Origin of the sequence: Chitinophaga dinghuensis, assembly GCF_003259435.1 — a bacterium.
Lineage (GTDB): Bacteria > Bacteroidota > Bacteroidia > Chitinophagales > Chitinophagaceae > Chitinophaga > Chitinophaga dinghuensis.
Genome location: NZ_QLMA01000010.1, coordinates 206,905 through 227,738 on the forward strand (window position 1 = coordinate 206,905; position 20,834 = coordinate 227,738).

Consider the following 20,834-nt stretch of genomic DNA (forward strand, 5'->3'; position numbering starts at 1 on the left):
AAAAATAAAAACAGAAAATGAAAAAGAGATATCTGGCGCCGTTTGTATTGAGTGCATTATTCTTCGCAGCTTGTGGTGGTGGCGACAAAGCCGCACAAACGACAAGTGAAACTGAGCATGCAGCTGATAATTCTATGGTATCACCTAATGCGAACAAACCTCTGACTAAAGGACAGGAACTGATGGCGCAGTCTGACTGCAAAACCTGTCATAAGGAAGAGATGAAACTGGTAGGTCCTTCTTTCAAGGATATCGCCGGCAAATACCCGAACAATGACGAAAATGTGGATAAACTGGCTGATAAAATCATCAAAGGTGGTTCAGGTAACTGGGGCGAAGTAGCAATGCTGCCACATACCAACGTTTCTAAGGATGATGCAAAAGAAATGGTGAAATATATCCTTTCTCTTTCTGCCAATTAATCAACTTTCATCTTACAAAATGCCAGCATGAAAAAAGTAATCCTGGCTGCTGCGCTGACCGCATTGATCGGTACATCTGCATCAGCTCAACAACCCAACACCCTCACTGCCAAAGAAAAGAAAGCGGGATGGAAATTGCTGTTTGATGGCAAAACCACTAAGGGATGGCATACGTTTCATAAAGATGCTGCCAGCCCGGCATGGAAAGTAGAAGATGGCGCCCTCGTCCTCGATCAGGCAGCTAAAAAGAACGGCGCTCCCGGTGGCGACCTCGTTACCAACGATGAATTTGAAAACTATGAACTGTCCATCCAATGGAAAATCTCCGAAGGCGGCAACAGTGGTATCATTTTCAGCGTGAACGAATCGCCGGAATACAAGGCTACCTACGAAACAGGCCCTGAAATGCAAGTACTGGATGACGACAAACATCCGGATGGCAAAATCATCAAACATAATGCTGGCGACCTGTATGATCTGGTGAAATCCTCCCAGAAGGCCGTTAAACCCGTTGGTGAATGGAATACCGCCCAGATCATCAAGAAAAACGGTCATCTGACCCTGAAACTCAATGGCGTTACTACCGTTGAAACAACCATGGGCACTCCTGAATGGGACGCCCTCATTGCTAATAGTAAATTCAAAACCTGGAAAGGATTCGGCAAATATCAAAAAGGCCATATCGCTCTCCAGGACCACGGCGACGTAGTGTCTTACCGCGATATTAAAATCCGGCAGTTGTAATCACAATTGCCTGCACATAAAGGCATAAAGCGAATACACGCTTTATGCCTTTTCTATTCCAACGATATAACAACCACGTATAAACGATGAAAAAAATCACCACGTTCCTCGCGTTTTTATTACTGGTGGCCTCCATCACGGCCAATGCAAAACACAAGTACCGCGTACTCGTATTTTCCAAAACGAAAGGATTCCGACACGACTGCATCCCTGTCGCTAAATCAGCCATCATGAAACTCGGCGCTGAAAACGGATTCGCAGTAGATACCACTGAAGACGCCGCAGTATTCACTTACAAAAACCTGAAGAAATACGATGCCGTTATCTTCAGCTGCACCACCGGCGACGTCCTCGATGATGCCCAACAAGAAGCCTTTCAACAATATATTCACAAAGGAGGCGGATTCATGGGCATTCACGCTGCCACCGATACGGAATACGATTGGCCATGGTATGGCAAACTGGCAGGGGCTTACTTCACCAGCCATCCTAAACAACAGGTAGCCACCCTCAAAGTGGTAGATAAAACACATATATCCACCAAACATCTGCCAGACGACTGGACCCGCAAAGATGAATGGTACAATTTCAAGGACATCAATCCCGATATTCATGTACTGATTAAAATCGATGAATCTACCTACGAAGGCGGGAAGAATGGAGACAACCATCCTATGTGCTGGTACCACTCCTTCGAAGGCGGACGCTCCTTCTACACAGAAATGGGCCATACTAAAGAATCCTATTCCGACCCGCTGTACCTACAGCATTTACTCGGTGGTATTCAATATGCAGCCAACATCAAAGTGAAATAATTCCTATCACCCTTTATTCCCCATATAATGAAACTTATTAACAGACTATTACTGCTGATAGTAGTGGTGACTATCGTTGCCGGCTGTACGAAAAAACGGGAAGGCAAACCTAAAATACTGGTATTCACCAAAACCATGGGATTCCGCCATGCCTCTATCCCTGCAGGCATTGAAGCTTTCCAGACTACCCTTGCTAAAGACCTGAACATCCAGGTGGATACTACCGAAGACGCCACCAAATTCAATGAAGACACCCTCGCTCAATACGCGGCGGTAGTATTCCTGAATACAACCGGCGATGTACTGGACAACTACCAGGAAGCGGATTTCGAACGATATATCCAGGCCGGTGGCGGATTTGTAGGCGTTCATGCCGGTACTGATACAGAGTACGACTGGGGCTGGTACAATCACCTGGTAGGCGCACAATTTGCCAACCATCCGGAAGGCGTTCATGATGCCAAACTGGACGTAAAAACACCTCAGTTCTTCGATCCATATAAACTGCCGCCATCCTTCTCCCATACAGATGAATGGTACAATTTCAAAAAACTGGATACCACTGTAAAAGTGCTCATCTCCCTGGATGAAACCACCTACAAAGGCGGTACAATGAACAATAATCATCCTATCGCATGGTATCACGAATACGATGGCGGACGCGCTTTCTATACCGGAATGGGCCATACCCCGGAATCTTACAAAGAGGAGAATTTCCTCCATCAATTGAGAGCCGGTATTAAATATGCCATCGGAGAAAATCAGGTACTGGACTATAGCAAAGCCACCACTTTACGCGTACCGGAGGAAGACAGATTCACGAAGAATGTATTGGCAGCAGGACAATTCTTTGAACCTACAGAGATGACCATCCTGCCCAACCTCGACATTCTCGTGGCACAACGCAGAGGCGAACTCCTGATGTATAAACAAGCAGACAAAACCATCTCTCAGGTAGGATTCCTAAATGTTTACTACAAAACAAATGTTCCAAATGTAAACGCAGAAGAAGGCGTCCTCGGATTAGCCGCAGATCCTGATTATAGAAGCAATCACTACATCTACATCTTCTATTCTCCGGCAGACACTTCTGTCAATCGCCTGTCCAGATTCAAGTTTGAAAACAACAAACTGGATATGGCCTCTGAAAAACAGATCCTGCAATTCTATTCACAGCGCGACATTTGCTGCCATACGGGCGGTTCCATTGCATTTGGACCAGATAATCTCCTTTATCTTTCCACAGGCGATAACACCACTCCATTTGATGAACCAGGCCAAAAATATGCGAGCAAAGGATATGGCCCAACCGATGATCGTCCGGGCCATCTGCAGTACGACGGCAGACGCTCGTCTTCCAATACCAACGACCTCCGTGGTAAAATCCTGCGCATAAAAGTAGAGGCTGATGGTAGCTACTCCATTCCGGAAGGAAACCTTTTCAAAAAAGGTACAACCGGCGCCAGACCTGAAATCTACGCGATGGGAACCCGCAATCCTTATCGCATTTCCATTGATAAGAAAACCGGCTACCTCTATTGGGGCGAAGTAGGCCCCGATGCAAATGAAGACGACAGTCTCCGCGGCCCACGTGGTTACGATGAGGTAAACCAGGCGAAAAAGCCCGGCTATTATGGTTATCCGCTCTTTATAGCCGATAACAAGCCTTATCGGGAATATGACTATGAAACAGGTAAAAGCGGGGCATTTTACGACCCGAAACACCCCATTAACAATTCCCGCAATAATACAGGCTTGAAAGAACTGCCGCCCGCTGTGCCTGCATTCATCTGGTATCCTTATGGAAAATCAGCAGAATTCCCGCTGGTAGGCGCCGGTGGCCGTAATGCGGAAGCAGGACCAATATACCACAGCGAATATTATCCCAAAGAGACACGTTTCCCTGATTACTACAACGATAAACTTTTTATCTACGATTGGATGCGCGGCTGGATAATGGCTGTTACCATGGATAAAGATGCTAACTATTCCAAAATGGAGCGCTTTATGCCTAACCTTAAACTGAACGCGCCTATCGATATGGAAATGGGACCAGACGGTCGTCTTTATGTACTCGAATACGGTAATGGCTGGTTCAGTAAGAATGCTGATGCAGCATTAACCCGTATCGATTTTAACGGCGGCAACCGCGCTCCTGTAGCTGCGTTGGAAGTAGATAAATTAAGCGGAGGCCTTCCTTTCACAGTGAAACTCTCTGCCAAAGGCAGCAAAGATCCTGACGGCGATAAACTAACCTATCTCTGGTATTTCGGTAACGGTAATAAGAAAGAAACCAAAGAACCTACTGTGGATTATACATTTACCAGTCCTGGTGAATATAGTATATCCGTTGACGTTATAGACGACAAAGGCGCGAAAACGCGCAGTATTCAAATTCCTGTCTATGCAGGTAACGAAGCGCCAGTGGTAAATATCAGCGTCAAAGGCAACAAGATGTTCTATTTCCCTGGAAAAGAGGTTAGCTATTCCGTAGATGTTCGCGACCATGAAGATGGTAATTCTGCCGATGGTAAACTGGATCTTAGCAATCTGTATGTAAAGGCTGATTACGTACAAGGCCGGGATAAAGCAGCGGCTCCTCAAGGCCACCAAATCATTACTGGCGCTATCGCCGGTAAGAATATCATGGAAATTTCCGATTGTAAAACCTGCCATAAAACGGATGAAAAGTCTATCGGACCATCCTTTAAGCAGGTAGCAGAAAAGTATAAAGCAGATCCTGCTGCACCAGATAAACTGGCGCAAAAAATCATCAACGGCGGTGGTGGCGTATGGGGAGAAACCGCTATGGCGGCTCACCCAACGCTCTCTATGACAGAGGCGCGTCAACTGGTGGAATATATTTATTCCATCGGAGGAGCCACTACCCGTGAACCTTCACTGGCAGCAAACGGTAATATTAATCCGGCACTGAAAGGACAAATAAAAGACGATGGCGTACTTTATCTCACCGCCAGCTATACCGATAAAGGCAGCACCGGCATTAAACCTATGACAGGCGCCGCTGCCCTGGCATTGTACAACCCGCGCATCCCTGCTGCAAGCTATAGCAAAGCGGATGGAGTTTCTGCATTCGAAATGAATGGCATGAAATTCCTGATCCCAGGCGTAACGCCTAGCTCCGTAGAATACGCAGGCCTGGACCTCACCGATGTAACAGCCATCGACCTGACTTACATGGTGAATAAAGCAGTACAAGCCGGCTTCCAGGTAGAAGCCTCTCTGGACGGCAATCCGCTGGGATCTACCGTAATCGGACCTGGCGCTCCTGAGAAAGCCCCGGCCAACAGCAGTATCAAAATTACCCCTGTAACAGATGGTAAAAAACATACGCTGAGATTGCATTTTAAACCGACTGACACCAAAGAACAAGTGCCACTGGGCATCACGTCCATTACACTTCGTTCATAATAGATAATTACAAATAACGAAACTAAAAACGGGATGCTAAAAAGCATCCCGTTTTTAGTTTCGTCTCCACTCAGTAGTGACGGCGATCTTAGTGATACTTTATCACTTCGTATAGTCTTTAGGTTTAGCTCCCATTACAAAAGTGATAGTACCTCCATTCATAATGTCTGAATGACTAATCGTTAACTGCTTCCATGGCTTACCATTCAGCAATACCTGTTGTACATAGACATTCTTATCAGATTGGTTCTTCACATCTACCACAAATGTTTTTCCATTTTCCAATTGTAAAGTAGCCTTATCCACGGCAGGACTTCCCAGCTCATACTGATCAGCACCCGGACACATAGGATAAAAACCTAGAGAAGAGAATATATACCAGGCACTCATCTGTCCGCAATCATCATTACCGCCAAGGCCATCAGGTCCGGGATGATACATCTTCCGTAAAATCATCCTTACTCTATCCTGTGTTTTCCAGGGTTGTCCGGTATGATTATACAGATAAACCACATGATGAGAAGGCTCATTACCATGCACATAATTACCAATAATACCATCGCGAGTGATGTCTTCTGTTTCAGCGAAGTATTTATCTGGTAACTCCATTGTGAACAAAGAATCCAGGTGTTGTGCGAATTGCTTCTTTCCTCCCATCATCGCGATCATATCTGCCGGATACTGCGGCACATATAAACTGTAATTCCAGGCATTACCTTCAATAAAGCCCTGGTCGTGCGTTTGTAATGGATCGAAATTCGGTTTAAAGCTACCGTCGCTCAAGCGAGGACGCATAAACCCGGTCTTGCTATCGTATACATTTTTATAGTTGAGCGAGCGTTTGATGAATTCTTCATAAATATCATTCCGACCCAGTTTCTTTGCCATCTGCGCAATACACCAATCGTCGTACGCATATTCCAGTACTTTGGAAACGGAAGAACCTTCTTTATCTTCTGGTATGTATCCTTTATCGATGTAATAGCCCAGTCCATCATAATTTCGATGACGGGCAGTAGTTACACAGGCTTCCAGCGCCTTGTTCGCGTCAAATGGCGCATTGCCTTTCATAACAGCATCTGCAATCACAGATACGCTATGGTAGCCAATCATACACCAGTTCTCATTCGCATAGTGCGACCAGATGGGCAACATATGTTGCGCGCTTTGCTCATAATGCGCCATCATGGAACGAATCATATCTGCATTCCTTCCTGGCTGAATCACATTGAAGAAAGGATGTAATGCACGATAGGTATCCCACAGCGAGAAAGTAGTGTAGTTCGTATATCCGTTTGTGTTATGAATGTTCATATCCAGTCCACGATACGATCCGTCCACATCCATATAGGTAGTAGGATTGATAAAAGCATGGTACATGGCGGTATAGAAGTTTTCTTTTTCTTCGCGACTACCAGATTCAATATGAATTTTATTCAGTTCTTTAGTCCATAATTGCTGCGCATCTCGTTTCACCTGATCGAAGTTCCATCCAGGAATTTCTGCCTGTAAGTTTTTGAGTGCTCCTTCAGTACTTACGGGAGACAAGGCCATTTTAATCTGAATTTTTTCTCCAGGGGTGGTTTGGAAGTCGAAATAAGCGCGTATCTGTTTGCCTGCCATCTCCGGAAAATCATGGTACTGGTCAAACTTCCGCCAGAAGCCTCTATACACATCTTTTGCATAATTGCGATGGCCATAATGCTGAATAGGCTTGGAAAAGACCATTGCGAAATATTCTATTCGCGTACGTGCCCAACCGTTAGTTTGCCTGAAACCTGTTACCAGCGTATCGTTTTCCACACGGATATACGTCCATACATTTTTATTCTCATAATTGTAAATATTGGACATCATATCCAGGATGATATGTGCGGTACCGTTGCCAGAGAAGGTATATTGATGAAACCCCACACGGCTGCTGGCGGTCATCTCTGCTAAGATATTATGATCTTCCAGTTTCACCTTATAATATCCGGGTTCAGCAACTTCAGTACTGTGCGAAAATACGGACCTGTAACCGGTTTCCGGATGTTCTGCTGTACCAGGATTTAATTGCAACTCGCCCGTAGTAGGCATGATGAGAAAATCTCCCAGATCAGCATGGCCGGTTCCGCTAAAATGGGTATGACTGAAGCCAACTATAGTTTTGTCTTCATACTGATATCCGGCACAATACTTATACACATCCGGGTTATATTTCCCGTTCATTTCGTATGGAATCGTATCTGTCTCCGGACTTAACTGTACTGCACCAAAAGGAACGGTAGCGCCGGGATAGGTGTGGCCCATGCGCATAGTGCCTGTAATAGGTTTTACATATTGCAATACATTTTCCTGCGCTGTGGCCACGCCGGTTATAGCCAACAGTAGTGGCAGTAATATTTTCTTCATGGTTGATAATTAAGGTTATTTAAAAAAGTACATCCCGAAGAATCGGGATGAAATAGTTACAGTGAACAATGAAATCGTTTCATATCTTTTACTTCGCGGTAGACCAGGAATATGGATAGTCTGCCGGATTCGTGCCTTTATTTCTGGCAGGTTCCGCACCCATATTGAATATCAGCTTACCACCTTTTTGGAGGTCTTCATGACTGATCCAATTTTTCGTATAGTCGTTACCGTTTAGTGATGCTTTTTGTACGTAAAGATTTTTATCGCTGTTTCCGGGAGCTTCTATTTCCATTACTTTACCATCTTCGAGCGTCATGGTAAGTTTGGAGAAGAGCGGAGTACCCAGCACATATTGTGGCGTACCCGGACAAACAGGATAGAAGCCCATAGCGGAGAACACGTACCAGGCGGAAGTCTGGCCATTATCCTCATCTCCGCAATAGCCATCAGGAGTAGGTTTATACAGACGTTCCATCACCTGACGTATCCAGTATTGTGTTTTCCATGGTTGACCAGCGTAGTTATACAGATAGATCATATGTTGTATAGGCTGGTTACCATGTGCATATTGTCCCATATTCATGATTTGCATTTCGCGAATCTCATGGATAACGGTACCGTAGTAGCTTTCGTCGAAAGTAGGAGGCATGGTAAACACAGAGTCTAACATCTTCACAAACATATCTTTTCCTCCCATCAGTTGTGATAAGGAATTTACGTCGTGGAATACAGACCAGGTATAATGCCAGGAATTCCCTTCTGTGAAAGCATCTCCCCATTTAAACGGATTGAAAGGCGTTTGGAATTTGCCATCTTTATTTTTACCACGCATCAGTTTTGTTTCCGGATCGAATACGTTACGGAAATTCTGTGAACGCTTGGTAAACAGCTGCTGTTCTGCCTTTGGACGATTCAGCGCTTTCGCCAACTGGAGAATGGTGAAGTCGTCATAAGCATATTCTAATGTACGTGCAGTATTCTCATTGATATTTACATCATAAGGAATATACCCCAGCGTATTGTAATATTTCACGCCTTTACGACCTACAGATTCCAATGGGCCTTCATTTTCTGTATTCTTCAGGATTGCTTGATATAAAGTATTGATATCATAGCCACGAATACCTTTAATATAAGCGTCTGCAATCAGGGAGGCGGAGTTGGAACCGATCATGCAATCGCGATGACCAGGGCTTGCCCATTCAGGCAACCAGCCACTTTCTTTGTAGGCATTGGCCAGTCCTTCCATGATATGGCTGCTGAGAGTAGGATACATCAGTGTGAAGAAAGGGTGTACTGCACGGAAGGTATCCCAGAATCCGTTGTCGGTAAACATGTAGCCAGGGCGTACTTCACCGTTATACGGACTGTAGTGAACAATTTCTTTTTTAGCGTTGATCTCATAGAATTTGCGCGGGAACAGCAATACTCTGTACAGGGAAGAGTAGAAAGTACGCACTTGTTCCGGAGAACCGCCTTGTACTGCGAGTCGGCCCAGTTCCTTATTCCATTCGGCTTTTGCTTTATCGCGGGTTACATCGAAGTTGTCGTTGCCAATTTCGTTTTGCAGGTTGAGTGCTGCTTGTTCAAAGGAGATAAAGGAAGATGCAGTTTTCACTGTTACTTTCTCACCTTTAGCAGTTTTAAAACCTACAATCGCGCCACTGTGATCCGCCTGCATTTCCAGTTTGCCGGCTACCAGCACGCTATCGTGCCAGGTATTAGTAACGGTGAATGGCTTATCGAAAGTGATGATGAAATAGTTCTTAAAATTAGCAGGAACGCCACCGCTGTTCTTGGTGGTATACCCGATGATTTTCTTTTCTTCAGGAATTATTTTGATATAGGAACCTTTATCAAAGGCATCTACGACGAGGAAGGCGCTGTCTGTAGCAGGATAGGTGAATCTCAGCTGGGCGGCTCTTTCTGTAGGCGTGATTTCAGTGGTTACATCTGCATCTGCCAGGTATACGCTGTAATAGTAAGGTTTGGCGATTTCAGATTTATGGGAAAACCAGCTGGCTCTTTTGTGTTGATCAAATTTCAGCGTACTGGTGACAGGCATAATTGCAAACTGGCCATAGTCATTGATCCAGGGAGATGGCTGATGCGTTTGTTTGAAGCCTCTGATTTTATCTGCGGTATATTGATAAGCCCAACCATTGCCCATCGTGCCTGTTTGTGGCATCCAGAAGTTCATTCCCCAGGGAAGCGCAATCGCAGGGTAGGTGTTACCGTTAGAAAGACTCACTTTGGAGTCTGTTCCCATCAAGGTATTCACCCATTCTACCGGTTCAGTGACTTTATCCACTGTCTGGCCCTTGACTCCATACATTAATAATAAAGCCGCTGTTAGCAATCCAACTTTTTTCATACTTGTCTATATAAATGGAAAAACTTTACAAAATCGATTTAGCACAGGTCAATAAAAAAAGATTCTTTGGTTGAATCTTTACTATCGCTCATAAGTTATGTACTAAAAGTATTAAAATTTTTCAGATCCTGTGACAAATATCTGTTTAATTTTTTTAACGGTAATGGGCTTAGGTGGAACTGCGAACAATCAGTTTGCCGGGGAGAGTGACCTGGGATTCTTTCAGGGGGCCCTGTTGCTTATCTAATTGCTTCATCAGCAGGCTGATAGCCTGGCTGGCGATACCTGCTATGGGCTGTTCGATCACTGTAATGCCGGGAGGGTAGAGGCGGAAAATATCATGATCATCGAAACAGATAACGGCCATATGTTTGGGCATACTGAGTTTCAGGCGACTGAGTGCTTCCAGGCCCAGGATGCCCAGGTAGTTGGTGGCGAAGAAGATAGCGTCCAGATCGCGGTTTTCCCGGATAAAGGCCTCCAGGGCAGCGAGGTTTTGTTCTCTGGACTCATGGTAACTTAGTTCCAGCATCCTTTTCTTACGGAAAGGGATTTCTTTTTTGCGCAGCGCTTGTACATAGCTGCGCTGGCGTTCACTCAGCTGCACCAGAGAGATATCCACACTCACATATCCTATTTTCTTATATCCTTTTTCAAAGAGATGATCCATGCCCAGTTGTACCCCATGAAAATTATCAATCAGCACATAGGGCGCCTTGATACCTGGGAAATAGCTATCCATGAGTACTACAGGCTTATGCATCTGTACGAGTCGGCGAATATCGTTCTCCATGCCAGGAGCCGGAGTAATCAGATATCCATCTACCATCTGGCGGCCCAACATACGGATGAGTTCGCCTCCTTTTTCTGCATTATTCTCCGTACTGCAATACACGACATTATAGCCCAGCCGTTCCGCTTCTATCTCAATAGTGCGGGCCAGACTGGCAAAGAAGCTGCCAGAGATGCTTTCCACAATAAGGCCAAGCGTTTTAGACTGGCCGGTACGTAAGTTTACCGCTACACGATGGGGTTCGTAACCGGATTGATTCACTACACCCATGATTTTCTGTGCTACCTCATCGCGGATACGCATTTGTTTGGCCTTACCATTTAACACAAATGATACCGTACTCGGTGCTACGCCAGCCATTTTGGCTACATCTTTGAGCGTCAATCTCTTCATTTTCGGGAGTATTTTGGATAGTTAAAGGATAGATGTCATACATAAATTCACCTAACCTTGGATTTCCGGGGGCGGAAATTACAAAAATAGTCGCAGACCATTTTAAATTGCTTATCTTCCACTGGAGAATTTGCAACGAGAATAATATCTGAAGGGATTCTGCGTTATGCAGTTAAAATCCCTCAATTTTTCCATCACGGAGCAGTTAATACTGTAGCCAACTTTACACGGAACGACATGAAGCAACTCACAAACATTACCGATCCGGTATTTACCAGGCCAGCTACCGAATCAGTATTCGACAAGTTTTTCAAAAGTATGATTAAGGACGAGCGCGACCTGCCGTTCGTATATCTTACTTTAAAGATCACCTTTACCTTATGGCCACTGGCCATACTGATGTATATACCAGGAACTGTTTCCTGGCTTTGGTGGACAGCCGCTATCGTTTATCAGATACTGAATAACGTAGTGTTCAAAGGTCCATTTGGCCTGATGCTGCATTGTACCAGTCACCGTGCTTTCTTTGTAAGAAAATACCAACTGCTCAATCATTATCTTCCCTGGGTAATAGGTCCGCTCTTTGGCCAAACGCCGGAAACCTATTACAGTCACCATATTGGAATGCATCATCCGGAAAATAATATGCCGGAAGATGAAAGTTCCACTATGTCCTACCAACGGGATTCTTTCAGGGGCTTTCTCCAATACCTGGGTAGTTTCTTCTTTGCAGGCGTCTATCACCTTGCGTTGTATTTCGTGAGAAAAAAGCGTAAACAGCTGCTGATACGCTCCGTTAGAGGAGAATTATTATTTATTCTCGCTTGCGTAGGGCTTTCCTTTATCAATTTCCCGGCAACATTCGTCGTATTTATATTACCATTCATTATTTCCAGGATCATTATGATGGTGGGCAACTGGGCACAGCATGCGTTTATCTGCGCAGCAGATCCTGATAATTCCTATAAGAACAGTATCACCTGTATCAATACCAAATACAATCATAAATGCTGGAATGATGGTTATCACATTAGCCATCACGTCAAACCCAATATGCACTGGACAGATCATCCGGTATATTTCCGTAAAACCCTCGGAGAATATGTCAATAACGACGCGATTGTCTTTGATAGTATTCATTTTCTCCATGTGTGGCTATGGCTGATGTCCAAGCGTTACGACTTGCTGGCAAAACATTTTGTGAATATTGGCGGGAAGTTCAAATCAGATGAAGAAATCATGGACTTCCTGAAGGAGCGCACCCGCAAAATCAAGGCTGTAGCGGAACCTGCATTGGCCGCCGCCTAATAATGTCTATTTATCATATTATAGAAATATCATCTTAACTGGTCAGGGACGAAGGTTTAAAAGCCTTCGTCCCTGCTGTATTTAGAGGATTTTAACAGATATTATAACAGAATATCTTAATGATTATGATTATTCATAACAATAAGTACTAAATTTGCGCTCTAACTTTTTTTATATAAAGTCAACAATATGCGTACTGTTACACTGAAAAGGGTTGTGATCACCGGCTTGGGAGCATTAACACCTATCGGGAATGATGTAAATACTTTTTGGAGCAACTTGAAAGCTGGCGTTAGTGGCGCTGGACCGATCACGAAATTTGACACCACAGAGTTCAAAACAAAATTTGCCTGTGAAGTGAAAAACTTCGATGTGGAAAAATATATGGATAAAAAAGAAGCCCGCAAAATGGACAACTTCACTCAGTACGCTATGGCGGCTGCACAGGAAGCTGTTGTAGATGCAGGCCTCGATAAAGAAGGTGTTGATAAAACCAAAGTAGGTGTTATCTGGGCTTCCGGTAACGGTGGTATGCTGACGTTCGAGGAGCAAATCGTGGAATTTGCGCAGGCTAACTTTGTTCCTAAATTTAATCCATTCTTCATACCGAAACTGATTTCCGACATCGCTGCCGGCCAGATCGCCATGAAATACGGTTTCATGGGTATTAACTTCTGTACAGTTTCTGCTTGTGCTTCTTCCAGCAGTGCGCTGGTGGATGCATTCAACTATATCCGCCTGGGTAAAGCCAACGTAATCGTTGCTGGTGGCTCTGAAGCTCCTGTAACCCGCGCTGGTATTGCTGGCTTCAATGCACTGAAAGCGCTCTCTACCCGCAACGACGATCCTACCACTGCTTCCCGTCCTTTCGACGCTGACCGCGATGGTTTCGTAATGGGTGAAGGCGCCGGCGCTATTATCCTCGAAGAATACGAACACGCTATCGCCAGAGGAGCTACCATCTACGGAGAAATGATCGGCGGCGCTATGACCTGCGATGCATACCACCTGACCGCTACACATCCGGAAGGACTCGGCGCAAGACTTGGTATGGAACAGGCCCTGGAAGATGCTGAAATCACCACCGCTGACGTAGATTACATCAACTCCCACACCACCTCTACTCCTGTTGGAGACGTGAGCGAACTGAAAGCCATCGTGGCTGCCTTCGGCGACCATGTTGAAAAAGTAAACATCAGCGCTACCAAATCCATGACAGGTCACCTGTTAGGTGCTGCCGGTGCAATCGAAGCAATCGCTTGTATCAAAGCTACCCAGGAAGACATCGTTCCTCCTACCATCAATACCACCACCCTCGGTGAAAATATCCCAACTAACCTGAACCTGACACTGGGTAAAGCCCAACAGCGTACAGTGAATGTTGCGATGAGTAATACCTTCGGATTCGGTGGACACAACGCCATTTGCGTTTTCAAAAAATATAAAGCGTAATTTTTCGCTTTAACATAATCAAAAAGGCAGGCCTCGATGGCCTGCCTTTTTATTTTTCGCTTATCCCCGTGATTCATCCAGCGCCTTCGGCGCTGGATGAATCACGGGGATTGAAGTTTTCCCACGCCTACGGCGTGGGAAAACTTCAATCCCCCAATACACACTCGCGACAGGTGAAAAACAACACCCACACTAATTAAAAGAATAGAAAAAATCAGGTAACTTTATACCTTAATTTCCGTTCACCATTCCACCGCTTCTTTAAGATGCTGCTAACCTGGAAACTATAATTCTAAGCGGAGAATGCACTGTGTGAACACCCAATATACTATGGCAAAGAAAAAAGAGAATGTATCCGCCGCGCCGGCTCCTCAGATACTTTCAGATGACCATATCGCCGTTTTCGGCGCAAGGGAACATAATCTGAAAAATCTGGACCTGCAGTTGCCCAAAAACAAACTGGTAGTAATCACCGGTATCAGCGGTAGTGGAAAATCTTCACTGGCCTTTGATACCATCTACGCAGAAGGCCAACGCCGCTATATGGAGAGCTTTTCCGCATATGCACGCCAGTTCATCGGCGACATGGAAAGACCCAATGTGGATAAAATCACCGGCTTGTCACCCGTGATCTCCATAGAACAAAAAACGACCAACAAAAACCCACGTTCTACCGTAGGTACCATCACCGAGATTTACGACTTCCTCCGATTGCTGTTCGCCCGCGTCGGTATTGCCTATTCTTACAATACCAACAAACGGATGACCCGCTTCTCTGAAGAAGAAATTATCGCACATCTCTTCAAAAATTTCAACAAGAAAAAACTGGTCATACTCGCACCCCTCGTGCGCGGCCGTAAAGGTCACTACCGCGAACTCTTTGAACAGGTACGCAAACAAGGCTACCTCAAAGTACGCGTAGACGGAGAAATCCTCGATCTTAAAGAACGGATGCAGGTAGACCGTTATAAAATACATGATATTGAACTGGTAATCGACCGCATACAGGTCCAGGAAGACGCGCGTACCCGTATCAGTCAAAGCGTTCAAAAAGCGCTGACCATGGGCAAAGGCCTGCTGTTCATCCAGGACCACGACAGTGGAAAAGTGAGCCAGTTCAGTAAACAGTTGATGTGTGAAGACACCGGCCTCTCTTACGAGGAACCATCCCCTAATACATTCTCCTTCAACTCTCCCTATGGCGCATGCCCACGCTGTAAAGGTCTCGGTAGCATCTACCAGATCGATATGGATGAAGTCATCCCCGACTATAGCATATCCCTCAATGAGGGCGGCCTCAAACCACTGGGAGAAGCCCGCGATACCTTTACCTTTAAACAGGTACAACAACTCGCGAAAAAATATAAATTCTCCCTCACCGGGCCGATCTCCGATATCCCGAAAAAAGCGCTCAACGTTTTACTCTTCGGCGATGAAAACGGATCTCTGGACCAAAATGTGGACATCGAAGCTCCCAGCGGCGATATCAGCAAATACTCCACAGAATTCGAAGGCGTAGTAAATACAGTACGCCGCTATTTCGCAGATACCTCCTCCGATCACGTACGTACCTGGGCGGAAAGTTTCATGCAATTGAGCACCTGCCCGGAATGTAATGGTACCCGACTGAAAAAAGAAAGCCTGTTCTTTAAAGTAGACGAGAAAAATATTTCCGAACTGGGAAATATGGACCTGGATAAACTCCAGCAATGGTTCAGCAATATCGAAGACAGACTGGAAAATAAACAGAATGTAATCGCCAAAGATATCCTGAAAGAAATCCGGGAAAGATTAGGCTTCCTGCTAAACGTAGGCTTAAGCTATCTGACCCTGAATCGGGCTACCCGCACCCTCAGTGGTGGCGAATCTCAGCGTATCCGCCTGGCTACCCAGATAGGCTCTCAGTTAATGGGGATCACCTATATCCTGGATGAACCCAGCATCGGCCTCCATCAACGCGATAACATGCAACTGATCGACGCCCTCCGCAACCTGAAAGATATGGGCAATACCGTTATCGTTGTTGAACACGATAAGGATATCATGCTCCATGCGGATCACCTGATAGATATTGGCCCTGGCGCTGGCGTTCATGGCGGACAAATAGTAGCCTCCGGAACTCCAAAAGAAATGCTTCGCCTGAAAACGCCTACTGCTGGCTATTTGAATGGGTCGACCTCTGCACCTATTCCGGAAAGACGTAAAGGCAACGGCAACAGTCTTGAACTCAAAGGCGTTACCGGCAACAACCTGAAAAATGTGAACGTGAAATTCCCATTGGGCACTTTCATATGCGTAACAGGCGTTTCAGGAAGCGGAAAATCCACCCTGATCAATGAAACATTATACCCTATTCTCTCTAAACATGCGTACGATTCCAAACTCGTACCTATGCCATACAAGAGCATAAAAGGGCTGGAAAATATTGATAAGGTGATTGAAATTGATCAATCCCCCATCGGACGTACGCCTCGAAGTAACCCTGCTACCTATTGCGGATTCTTTACGGATATTCGTACCCTCTTTGCACAAGTACCGGAAGCCAAAATCCGTGGGTACAATGCCGGCCGCTTCTCTTTCAACGTGAAAACTGGTCGCTGTGACGTTTGTGAAGGCGGTGGCATGCGTGTCATCGAAATGAACTTCCTCCCGGACGTATACGTACACTGCGAAAAGTGTAACGGTCGCCGTTATAACAGGGAAACCCTCGAAATCCGCTACAAAGGCAAATCGATCTCCGATGTACTGGACATGACGGTAGACGAAGCAGTGGAATTCTTCCAGGCAGTTCCATGGATCTACCGTAAGATCAAAACCTTACAGGATGTAGGTCTGGGCTATATTACCCTGGGCCAGTCGGCTGTAACCCTCTCCGGAGGAGAAGCACAGCGTGTTAAGCTGGCTACAGAGCTGTCCAAAAAAGATACTGGTAAAACCATCTATATCCTGGATGAACCAACTACCGGTCTGCACTTCCAGGATATTCAACTGTTACTGCAGGTACTGAACAAACTGGTAGACCGTGGCAATACCGTCCTGGTAATTGAACATAACCTGGATGTTATCAAGATGGCCGATTACATCGTAGACCTAGGCCCTGAAGGTGGCGCCGGCGGCGGTACTATCCTCTGCACCGGTACTCCTGAACAAGTAGTTACCTGTAAAGAAAGCCATACTGCGCGTTTTCTGAAAAAGGAGCTGGGAATTTAATATATTGCCAACGGAAATTTCAGCATGAAGAATATTTATAAACTATTGATCGCAGGCGCATTCCTTCTGGGAATGGCCGCCTGCGAAAATGAAACGAAAGTCTGCGACCAAACGCTGCGTGCCGACCTGCATATAGGTTTTAAACACGACAGTGCCGGAATTGTCAGGGATACCATCTTCAGAGCCGTTACCACACTGGCACTGAACCGCGATACCCTGCTTAAGAATTCCAATACAGGCACCATCTATTTTCCACTGTCGCCAGTAGCCGACAGTAGCCAGTTCCTGGTGAAAATAGACTCTCTCCTCCAGGGAGATACTATCACGTTCAGGTACCAACGTACTCCACAATTCATCTCCGCCGGATGTGGCTTTGGAACTACTTTCATCCTGGATACTGTACTGTTTACCTCTCACATGATCGATTCCGTCCAGATAATCACTAAGTCCGTAACCAATAGCAATGACACGCACCTTTATATTTACTATTTTAACGAGTAGCTGCCTGTTCAGCTTTGCCGCGTTGGCCCAAAACAAGCCAGCAACGCCTACTGCCAAACCAGCAGATACTTCGCATGTCATCACCAAAGGGAAAATCCTCCCTGAGCAGAAAGACAGCTCATGGCTGATCCCTGGCGGATTACGACTAGGAGTGGACTTGAGCCGCTTCATTAATAATGCGTACTATCCTTATCGTCAGGAATACACCGTGGTGGCAGATGCCAGAATCAGCCCACGACTGTTCGCCGCTATTGAACTGGGATATACGAATACGCCTCACTCAGATTCCAATTATACCTACAAAGGAAACGGTATGTTTGCCACCCTGGGTATAGATTATAACTTCCTGAAAAGACAATATCCTACCGAAAGAAATATGTTCTTTGGCGGACTTCGCTACGGATTCTCCCACTTCAATTATGAAGTGCCTTCCTATACCCAACATGCGCCCTATTGGGGCGGCCAGGTAACCGGAAGCTTCCCTAAAACCAATGCCAATGCACATTGGATAGAACTGGTACTGGGACTCAAAACCGAAGTGTTGAAGAATCTTTTCCTGGGATGGAATGTGAGAGAAAGAATTTTGCTGAATACAGTAAAAACGAATGAATTTACACCTCTGACCATTCCCGGTTTCGGAAGTGGCAGCAAACGGGCCGTTTTCGATATGCAGTACACGATTTCTTACGTGATACCTTTCTACAAAATCAGAGAACATTATCACCCGCCAGCACCGAAAAAGATGCCTAAAAAATAAATTTCTTGCGGTGACCAAAGCGGATTTTTTTCTCGCAAAGGCGCAAAGAGGCAAAGCAGCAAAGAGTTTTGTTTAAAAAAGCAGCAAAGGATTATATGATGTTGAAATAACAAAATATAATCCTTTGCTGCTTTCTTGCTTATGCTGCTTTGCGAGAAAAAATCCGCTCCGCGAGAAAAAACTACTTCAGCATTTCCACATGCGGAATGCCATCTTCCATATAAGTATCGCTAACCGTTTTGAACCCCAGCGACCCATAAAATTGCTCCAGGTATTGCTGAGCCCCAATACGAACCGGCTGTTCGCCAAACTGCTGATACAACTGGCGCAGCGACTCTTCCATCAATTCCCTGCCAGCGCCCTTCCCACGGGCAAATGGCGCAGTCACCACTCTTCCTATACTAGCTTCCGCAAACTTGATTCCTTTATCAAAAAGTCGCGTATAAGCCGCCAACTGGTTATTCGCATCATATCCCATGAGATGCAGGGCCTTCTGGTCCGCAAAATCCATATCCAGGTACGGACAATTCTGCTCCACTACAAATACCTCACTGCGCAAATGCAGCAGGGCATAGAGTTCTGTGATAGTCAAATCGCTAAACTTTTTTATCTCCCAACGCATAGTCTGTTATTTTTAAAGCATTTATGCTGTTCGCATAAAAATACAGGAAGCTTTGAATAATCCTGTTATTTTTATCCCCCGGATGAACATTTAAATCAAAGCACAACATGGGAACCAGCATTAACCCGTTCCTCTCATTGGAACACATCACGGTAAGATATCTTGATAAAACCCTCTTTTCCAACATCTCCTGGGATATCCAACCCAATGAACAATGGGCCATTACAGGCCCCGGAGGCTCCGGAAAAACAGCCCTACTGAATACAATCCTTGGTAAGTTCAATATTATCAATGGTAGCATTCATTATCACTTTTATGAGGAATGGCGACAAAAACACACCGTTACCGATCCTTACTTCAATTATCGTAACCTGATTGCCTATGTAGGCCATCACCATACCTTTAAGAATAATTCCAATACCACCACGGACTTCTACTACCAGCAACGGTTTAACAGTATGGATTCCGAAAACTCCGCCACCGTAAGGGAACATCTGGATATTACTGAAGTGCCGGCATTACTGGCGCCACTGAAAATCCATGCGCTCCTGGATAAACGATTACTCAAGCTTTCCAACGGAGAAACACGCCGGGTGATGATTGCACATGCCCTGCTGAAAAAGCCTCAGCTACTGATGCTCGACAATCCCTACATCGGCCTGGATGTTCAGACCAGAAAGGATTTCAGCAATATGGTCAATGAAATAATAGCCGGCGGCACCACAGTACTGTTGTCTACCTCACCACAGGAAATACCAGAACATATTACGCATGTCCTTACGCTGGAAAATGGCACTATAACGGGTAAGTATACACGAGAAAAGTTTATGGAGATGGAAGTCGCTCCACAACGCCAGGCGCAACTCCCGGCATTGAAAGCGGATGTCATCGCGCAGCTGGTTCAACATACCAACCAGGCCTCCTTCGAGCATATTATCCGTATGGAAAATATCCGGGTGAAATATGGCGAAACAATGATTCTGGATGACATCAACTGGACTGTTCGGCAGCACGAAAAATGGGCATTGCTGGGGCATAACGGCGCAGGAAAATCCACTTTACTGAGTCTTGTAAATGGCGATAACCCACAAGCCTATGCCAATAAACTATGGCTTTTTGACCGCAGACGAGGCTCAGGAGAGAGCATATGGGACATCAAGAAAAGAATAGGCTTCATTTCTCCGGAACTTCATCAATATTTCACAGCCAGAGATAACTGTATGCAAGTGATCTGCTCCGGGTTCTCTGATATCATTGGCAGTACAAAACCGGCCACCGAAGCCCAGAAAAGTATCGCCGCCGGATGGATGGAAGTACTGGAAATCAGCCATGCAGCAACTGTTCCGTTCAAACAAATGCCAGAAAGCACGCAGCGACTGGTTTTGCTGGCACGCGCACTGGTTAAAAATCCGCCCCTTCTCATCTTTGATGAACCTTGCCAGGGACTGGACCAACAACAAAAGGACCATTTCAAGCAGGTAATCGAACAACTCTGCGAACATATGCCTGTTACCCTGGTGTATGTTACCCACTATGAAGAGGAATTACCTGCCTGCGTCAACAAATTCCTGCGCCTGGAAAGGGGCCACATGATATAATATGTATATTCGCACC

14 protein-coding genes are annotated in these 20,834 nt (G+C 45.5%); 10 read left to right on the forward strand and 4 right to left on the reverse strand.

The window, feature by feature from the left end; all coding sequences use genetic code 11:
- The first annotated feature begins 17 nt into the window (after positions 1–17).
- The 4 genes from CLV59_RS26040 to CLV59_RS26055 all read left to right on the forward strand — a co-directional run bounded on the left by CLV59_RS26040 (position 18) and on the right by CLV59_RS26055 (position 5,413).
- A complete protein-coding gene (locus CLV59_RS26040; RefSeq protein ID WP_111595038.1) occupies positions 18–422 on the forward strand; it encodes a c-type cytochrome in 405 nt (134 codons plus the stop codon).
- A 27-nt stretch (positions 423–449) separates the two neighbouring features.
- Entirely contained in the window at positions 450–1,166 is a 717-nt protein-coding gene (locus tag CLV59_RS26045) for a 3-keto-disaccharide hydrolase (protein WP_111595039.1), read from the forward strand.
- Positions 1,167–1,252: 86 nt separating this feature from the next.
- The gene (locus CLV59_RS26050) at positions 1,253–1,981 is read left to right on the forward strand and encodes a ThuA domain-containing protein (RefSeq protein ID WP_111595040.1); all 729 of its coding nucleotides are present in this window, start codon (positions 1,253–1,255) and stop codon (positions 1,979–1,981) included.
- 27 nt (positions 1,982–2,008) lie between these two features.
- On the forward strand, positions 2,009–5,413 hold the full coding sequence (locus CLV59_RS26055; RefSeq protein WP_111595041.1) for a ThuA domain-containing protein: 3,405 nt from the start codon (positions 2,009–2,011) through the stop codon (positions 5,411–5,413).
- A 102-nt stretch (positions 5,414–5,515) separates the two neighbouring features.
- On the opposite strand, the gene CLV59_RS26060 is transcribed toward CLV59_RS26055, so the two are convergent.
- From CLV59_RS26060 to CLV59_RS26070, 3 genes are all read right to left on the reverse strand, one after another.
- A complete protein-coding gene (locus CLV59_RS26060; protein ID WP_111595042.1) occupies positions 5,516–7,807 on the reverse strand; it encodes a GH92 family glycosyl hydrolase in 2,292 nt (763 codons plus the stop codon).
- An 88-nt stretch (positions 7,808–7,895) separates the two neighbouring features.
- Positions 7,896–10,184 carry a GH92 family glycosyl hydrolase gene (locus CLV59_RS26065; RefSeq protein WP_111595043.1) on the reverse strand — a complete coding sequence of 763 codons (2,289 nt, stop codon included), beginning with the start codon at positions 10,182–10,184 and terminating at the stop codon, positions 7,896–7,898.
- Between the two features lie 169 nt (positions 10,185–10,353).
- On the reverse strand, positions 10,354–11,370 hold the full coding sequence (locus CLV59_RS26070; RefSeq protein ID WP_111595044.1) for a LacI family DNA-binding transcriptional regulator: 1,017 nt from the start codon (positions 11,368–11,370) through the stop codon (positions 10,354–10,356).
- A gap of 237 nt (positions 11,371–11,607) precedes the next feature.
- Here CLV59_RS26070 and CLV59_RS26075 point away from each other — a divergent pair, with 237 nt between their 5' ends.
- From CLV59_RS26075 to CLV59_RS26095, 5 genes are all read left to right on the forward strand, one after another.
- Positions 11,608–12,678, forward strand: coding sequence for a fatty acid desaturase family protein (locus CLV59_RS26075; RefSeq protein WP_111595045.1), 1,071 nt, complete (start codon positions 11,608–11,610; stop codon positions 12,676–12,678).
- A 189-nt stretch (positions 12,679–12,867) separates the two neighbouring features.
- Positions 12,868–14,130, forward strand: a complete 1,263-nt coding sequence (fabF, locus tag CLV59_RS26080; RefSeq protein ID WP_111595046.1) for a beta-ketoacyl-ACP synthase II — start codon at positions 12,868–12,870, stop codon at positions 14,128–14,130.
- Positions 14,131–14,460: 330 nt separating this feature from the next.
- Positions 14,461–17,340, forward strand: coding sequence for an excinuclease ABC subunit UvrA (gene uvrA, locus CLV59_RS26085; RefSeq protein WP_111595047.1), 2,880 nt, complete (start codon positions 14,461–14,463; stop codon positions 17,338–17,340).
- Between the two features lie 24 nt (positions 17,341–17,364).
- Complete coding sequence (locus tag CLV59_RS26090) at positions 17,365–17,841, forward strand: DUF6452 family protein (protein WP_111595048.1); 477 nt, start codon at positions 17,365–17,367, stop codon at positions 17,839–17,841.
- Positions 17,804–18,598: a DUF6048 family protein gene (locus CLV59_RS26095; protein ID WP_111595049.1), complete on the forward strand. Its 795-nt coding sequence runs from the start codon at positions 17,804–17,806 to the stop codon at positions 18,596–18,598. Before CLV59_RS26090 ends, CLV59_RS26095 begins: the two co-directional genes overlap by 38 nt.
- A 181-nt stretch (positions 18,599–18,779) precedes the next feature.
- On the opposite strand, the gene CLV59_RS26100 is transcribed toward CLV59_RS26095, so the two are convergent.
- Complete coding sequence (locus tag CLV59_RS26100; RefSeq protein WP_111595050.1) at positions 18,780–19,220, reverse strand: GNAT family N-acetyltransferase; 441 nt, start codon at positions 19,218–19,220, stop codon at positions 18,780–18,782.
- A gap of 107 nt (positions 19,221–19,327) precedes the next feature.
- Here CLV59_RS26100 and CLV59_RS26105 point away from each other — a divergent pair, with 107 nt between their 5' ends.
- The gene (locus CLV59_RS26105; protein WP_111595051.1) at positions 19,328–20,818 is read left to right on the forward strand and encodes an ATP-binding cassette domain-containing protein; all 1,491 of its coding nucleotides are present in this window, start codon (positions 19,328–19,330) and stop codon (positions 20,816–20,818) included.
- Positions 20,819–20,834 lie beyond the last annotated feature (16 nt).

What these genes read in the sequence shown, in the direction of transcription:
- CLV59_RS26040 (WP_111595038.1), top strand. Translation starts at nt 18, where the DNA reads ATGAAAAAGAGATATCTGGCGCCGTTTGTATTGAGTGCATTATTCTTC.
- CLV59_RS26045 (WP_111595039.1), top strand. Translation starts at nt 450, where the DNA reads ATGAAAAAAGTAATCCTGGCTGCTGCGCTGACCGCATTGATCGGTACA.
- CLV59_RS26050 (WP_111595040.1), top strand. Translation starts at nt 1,253, where the DNA reads ATGAAAAAAATCACCACGTTCCTCGCGTTTTTATTACTGGTGGCCTCC.
- CLV59_RS26055 (WP_111595041.1), top strand. Translation starts at nt 2,009, where the DNA reads ATGAAACTTATTAACAGACTATTACTGCTGATAGTAGTGGTGACTATC.
- CLV59_RS26060 (WP_111595042.1), bottom strand. Translation starts at nt 7,807, where the DNA reads ATGAAGAAAATATTACTGCCACTACTGTTGGCTATAACCGGCGTGGCC.
- CLV59_RS26065 (WP_111595043.1), bottom strand. Translation starts at nt 10,184, where the DNA reads ATGAAAAAAGTTGGATTGCTAACAGCGGCTTTATTATTAATGTATGGA.
- CLV59_RS26070 (WP_111595044.1), bottom strand. Translation starts at nt 11,370, where the DNA reads ATGAAGAGATTGACGCTCAAAGATGTAGCCAAAATGGCTGGCGTAGCA.
- CLV59_RS26075 (WP_111595045.1), top strand. Translation starts at nt 11,608, where the DNA reads ATGAAGCAACTCACAAACATTACCGATCCGGTATTTACCAGGCCAGCT.
- fabF (WP_111595046.1), top strand. Translation starts at nt 12,868, where the DNA reads ATGCGTACTGTTACACTGAAAAGGGTTGTGATCACCGGCTTGGGAGCA.
- uvrA (WP_111595047.1), top strand. Translation starts at nt 14,461, where the DNA reads ATGGCAAAGAAAAAAGAGAATGTATCCGCCGCGCCGGCTCCTCAGATA.
- CLV59_RS26090 (WP_111595048.1), top strand. Translation starts at nt 17,365, where the DNA reads ATGAAGAATATTTATAAACTATTGATCGCAGGCGCATTCCTTCTGGGA.
- CLV59_RS26095 (WP_111595049.1), top strand. Translation starts at nt 17,804, where the DNA reads ATGACACGCACCTTTATATTTACTATTTTAACGAGTAGCTGCCTGTTC.
- CLV59_RS26100 (WP_111595050.1), bottom strand. Translation starts at nt 19,220, where the DNA reads ATGCGTTGGGAGATAAAAAAGTTTAGCGATTTGACTATCACAGAACTC.
- CLV59_RS26105 (WP_111595051.1), top strand. Translation starts at nt 19,328, where the DNA reads ATGGGAACCAGCATTAACCCGTTCCTCTCATTGGAACACATCACGGTA.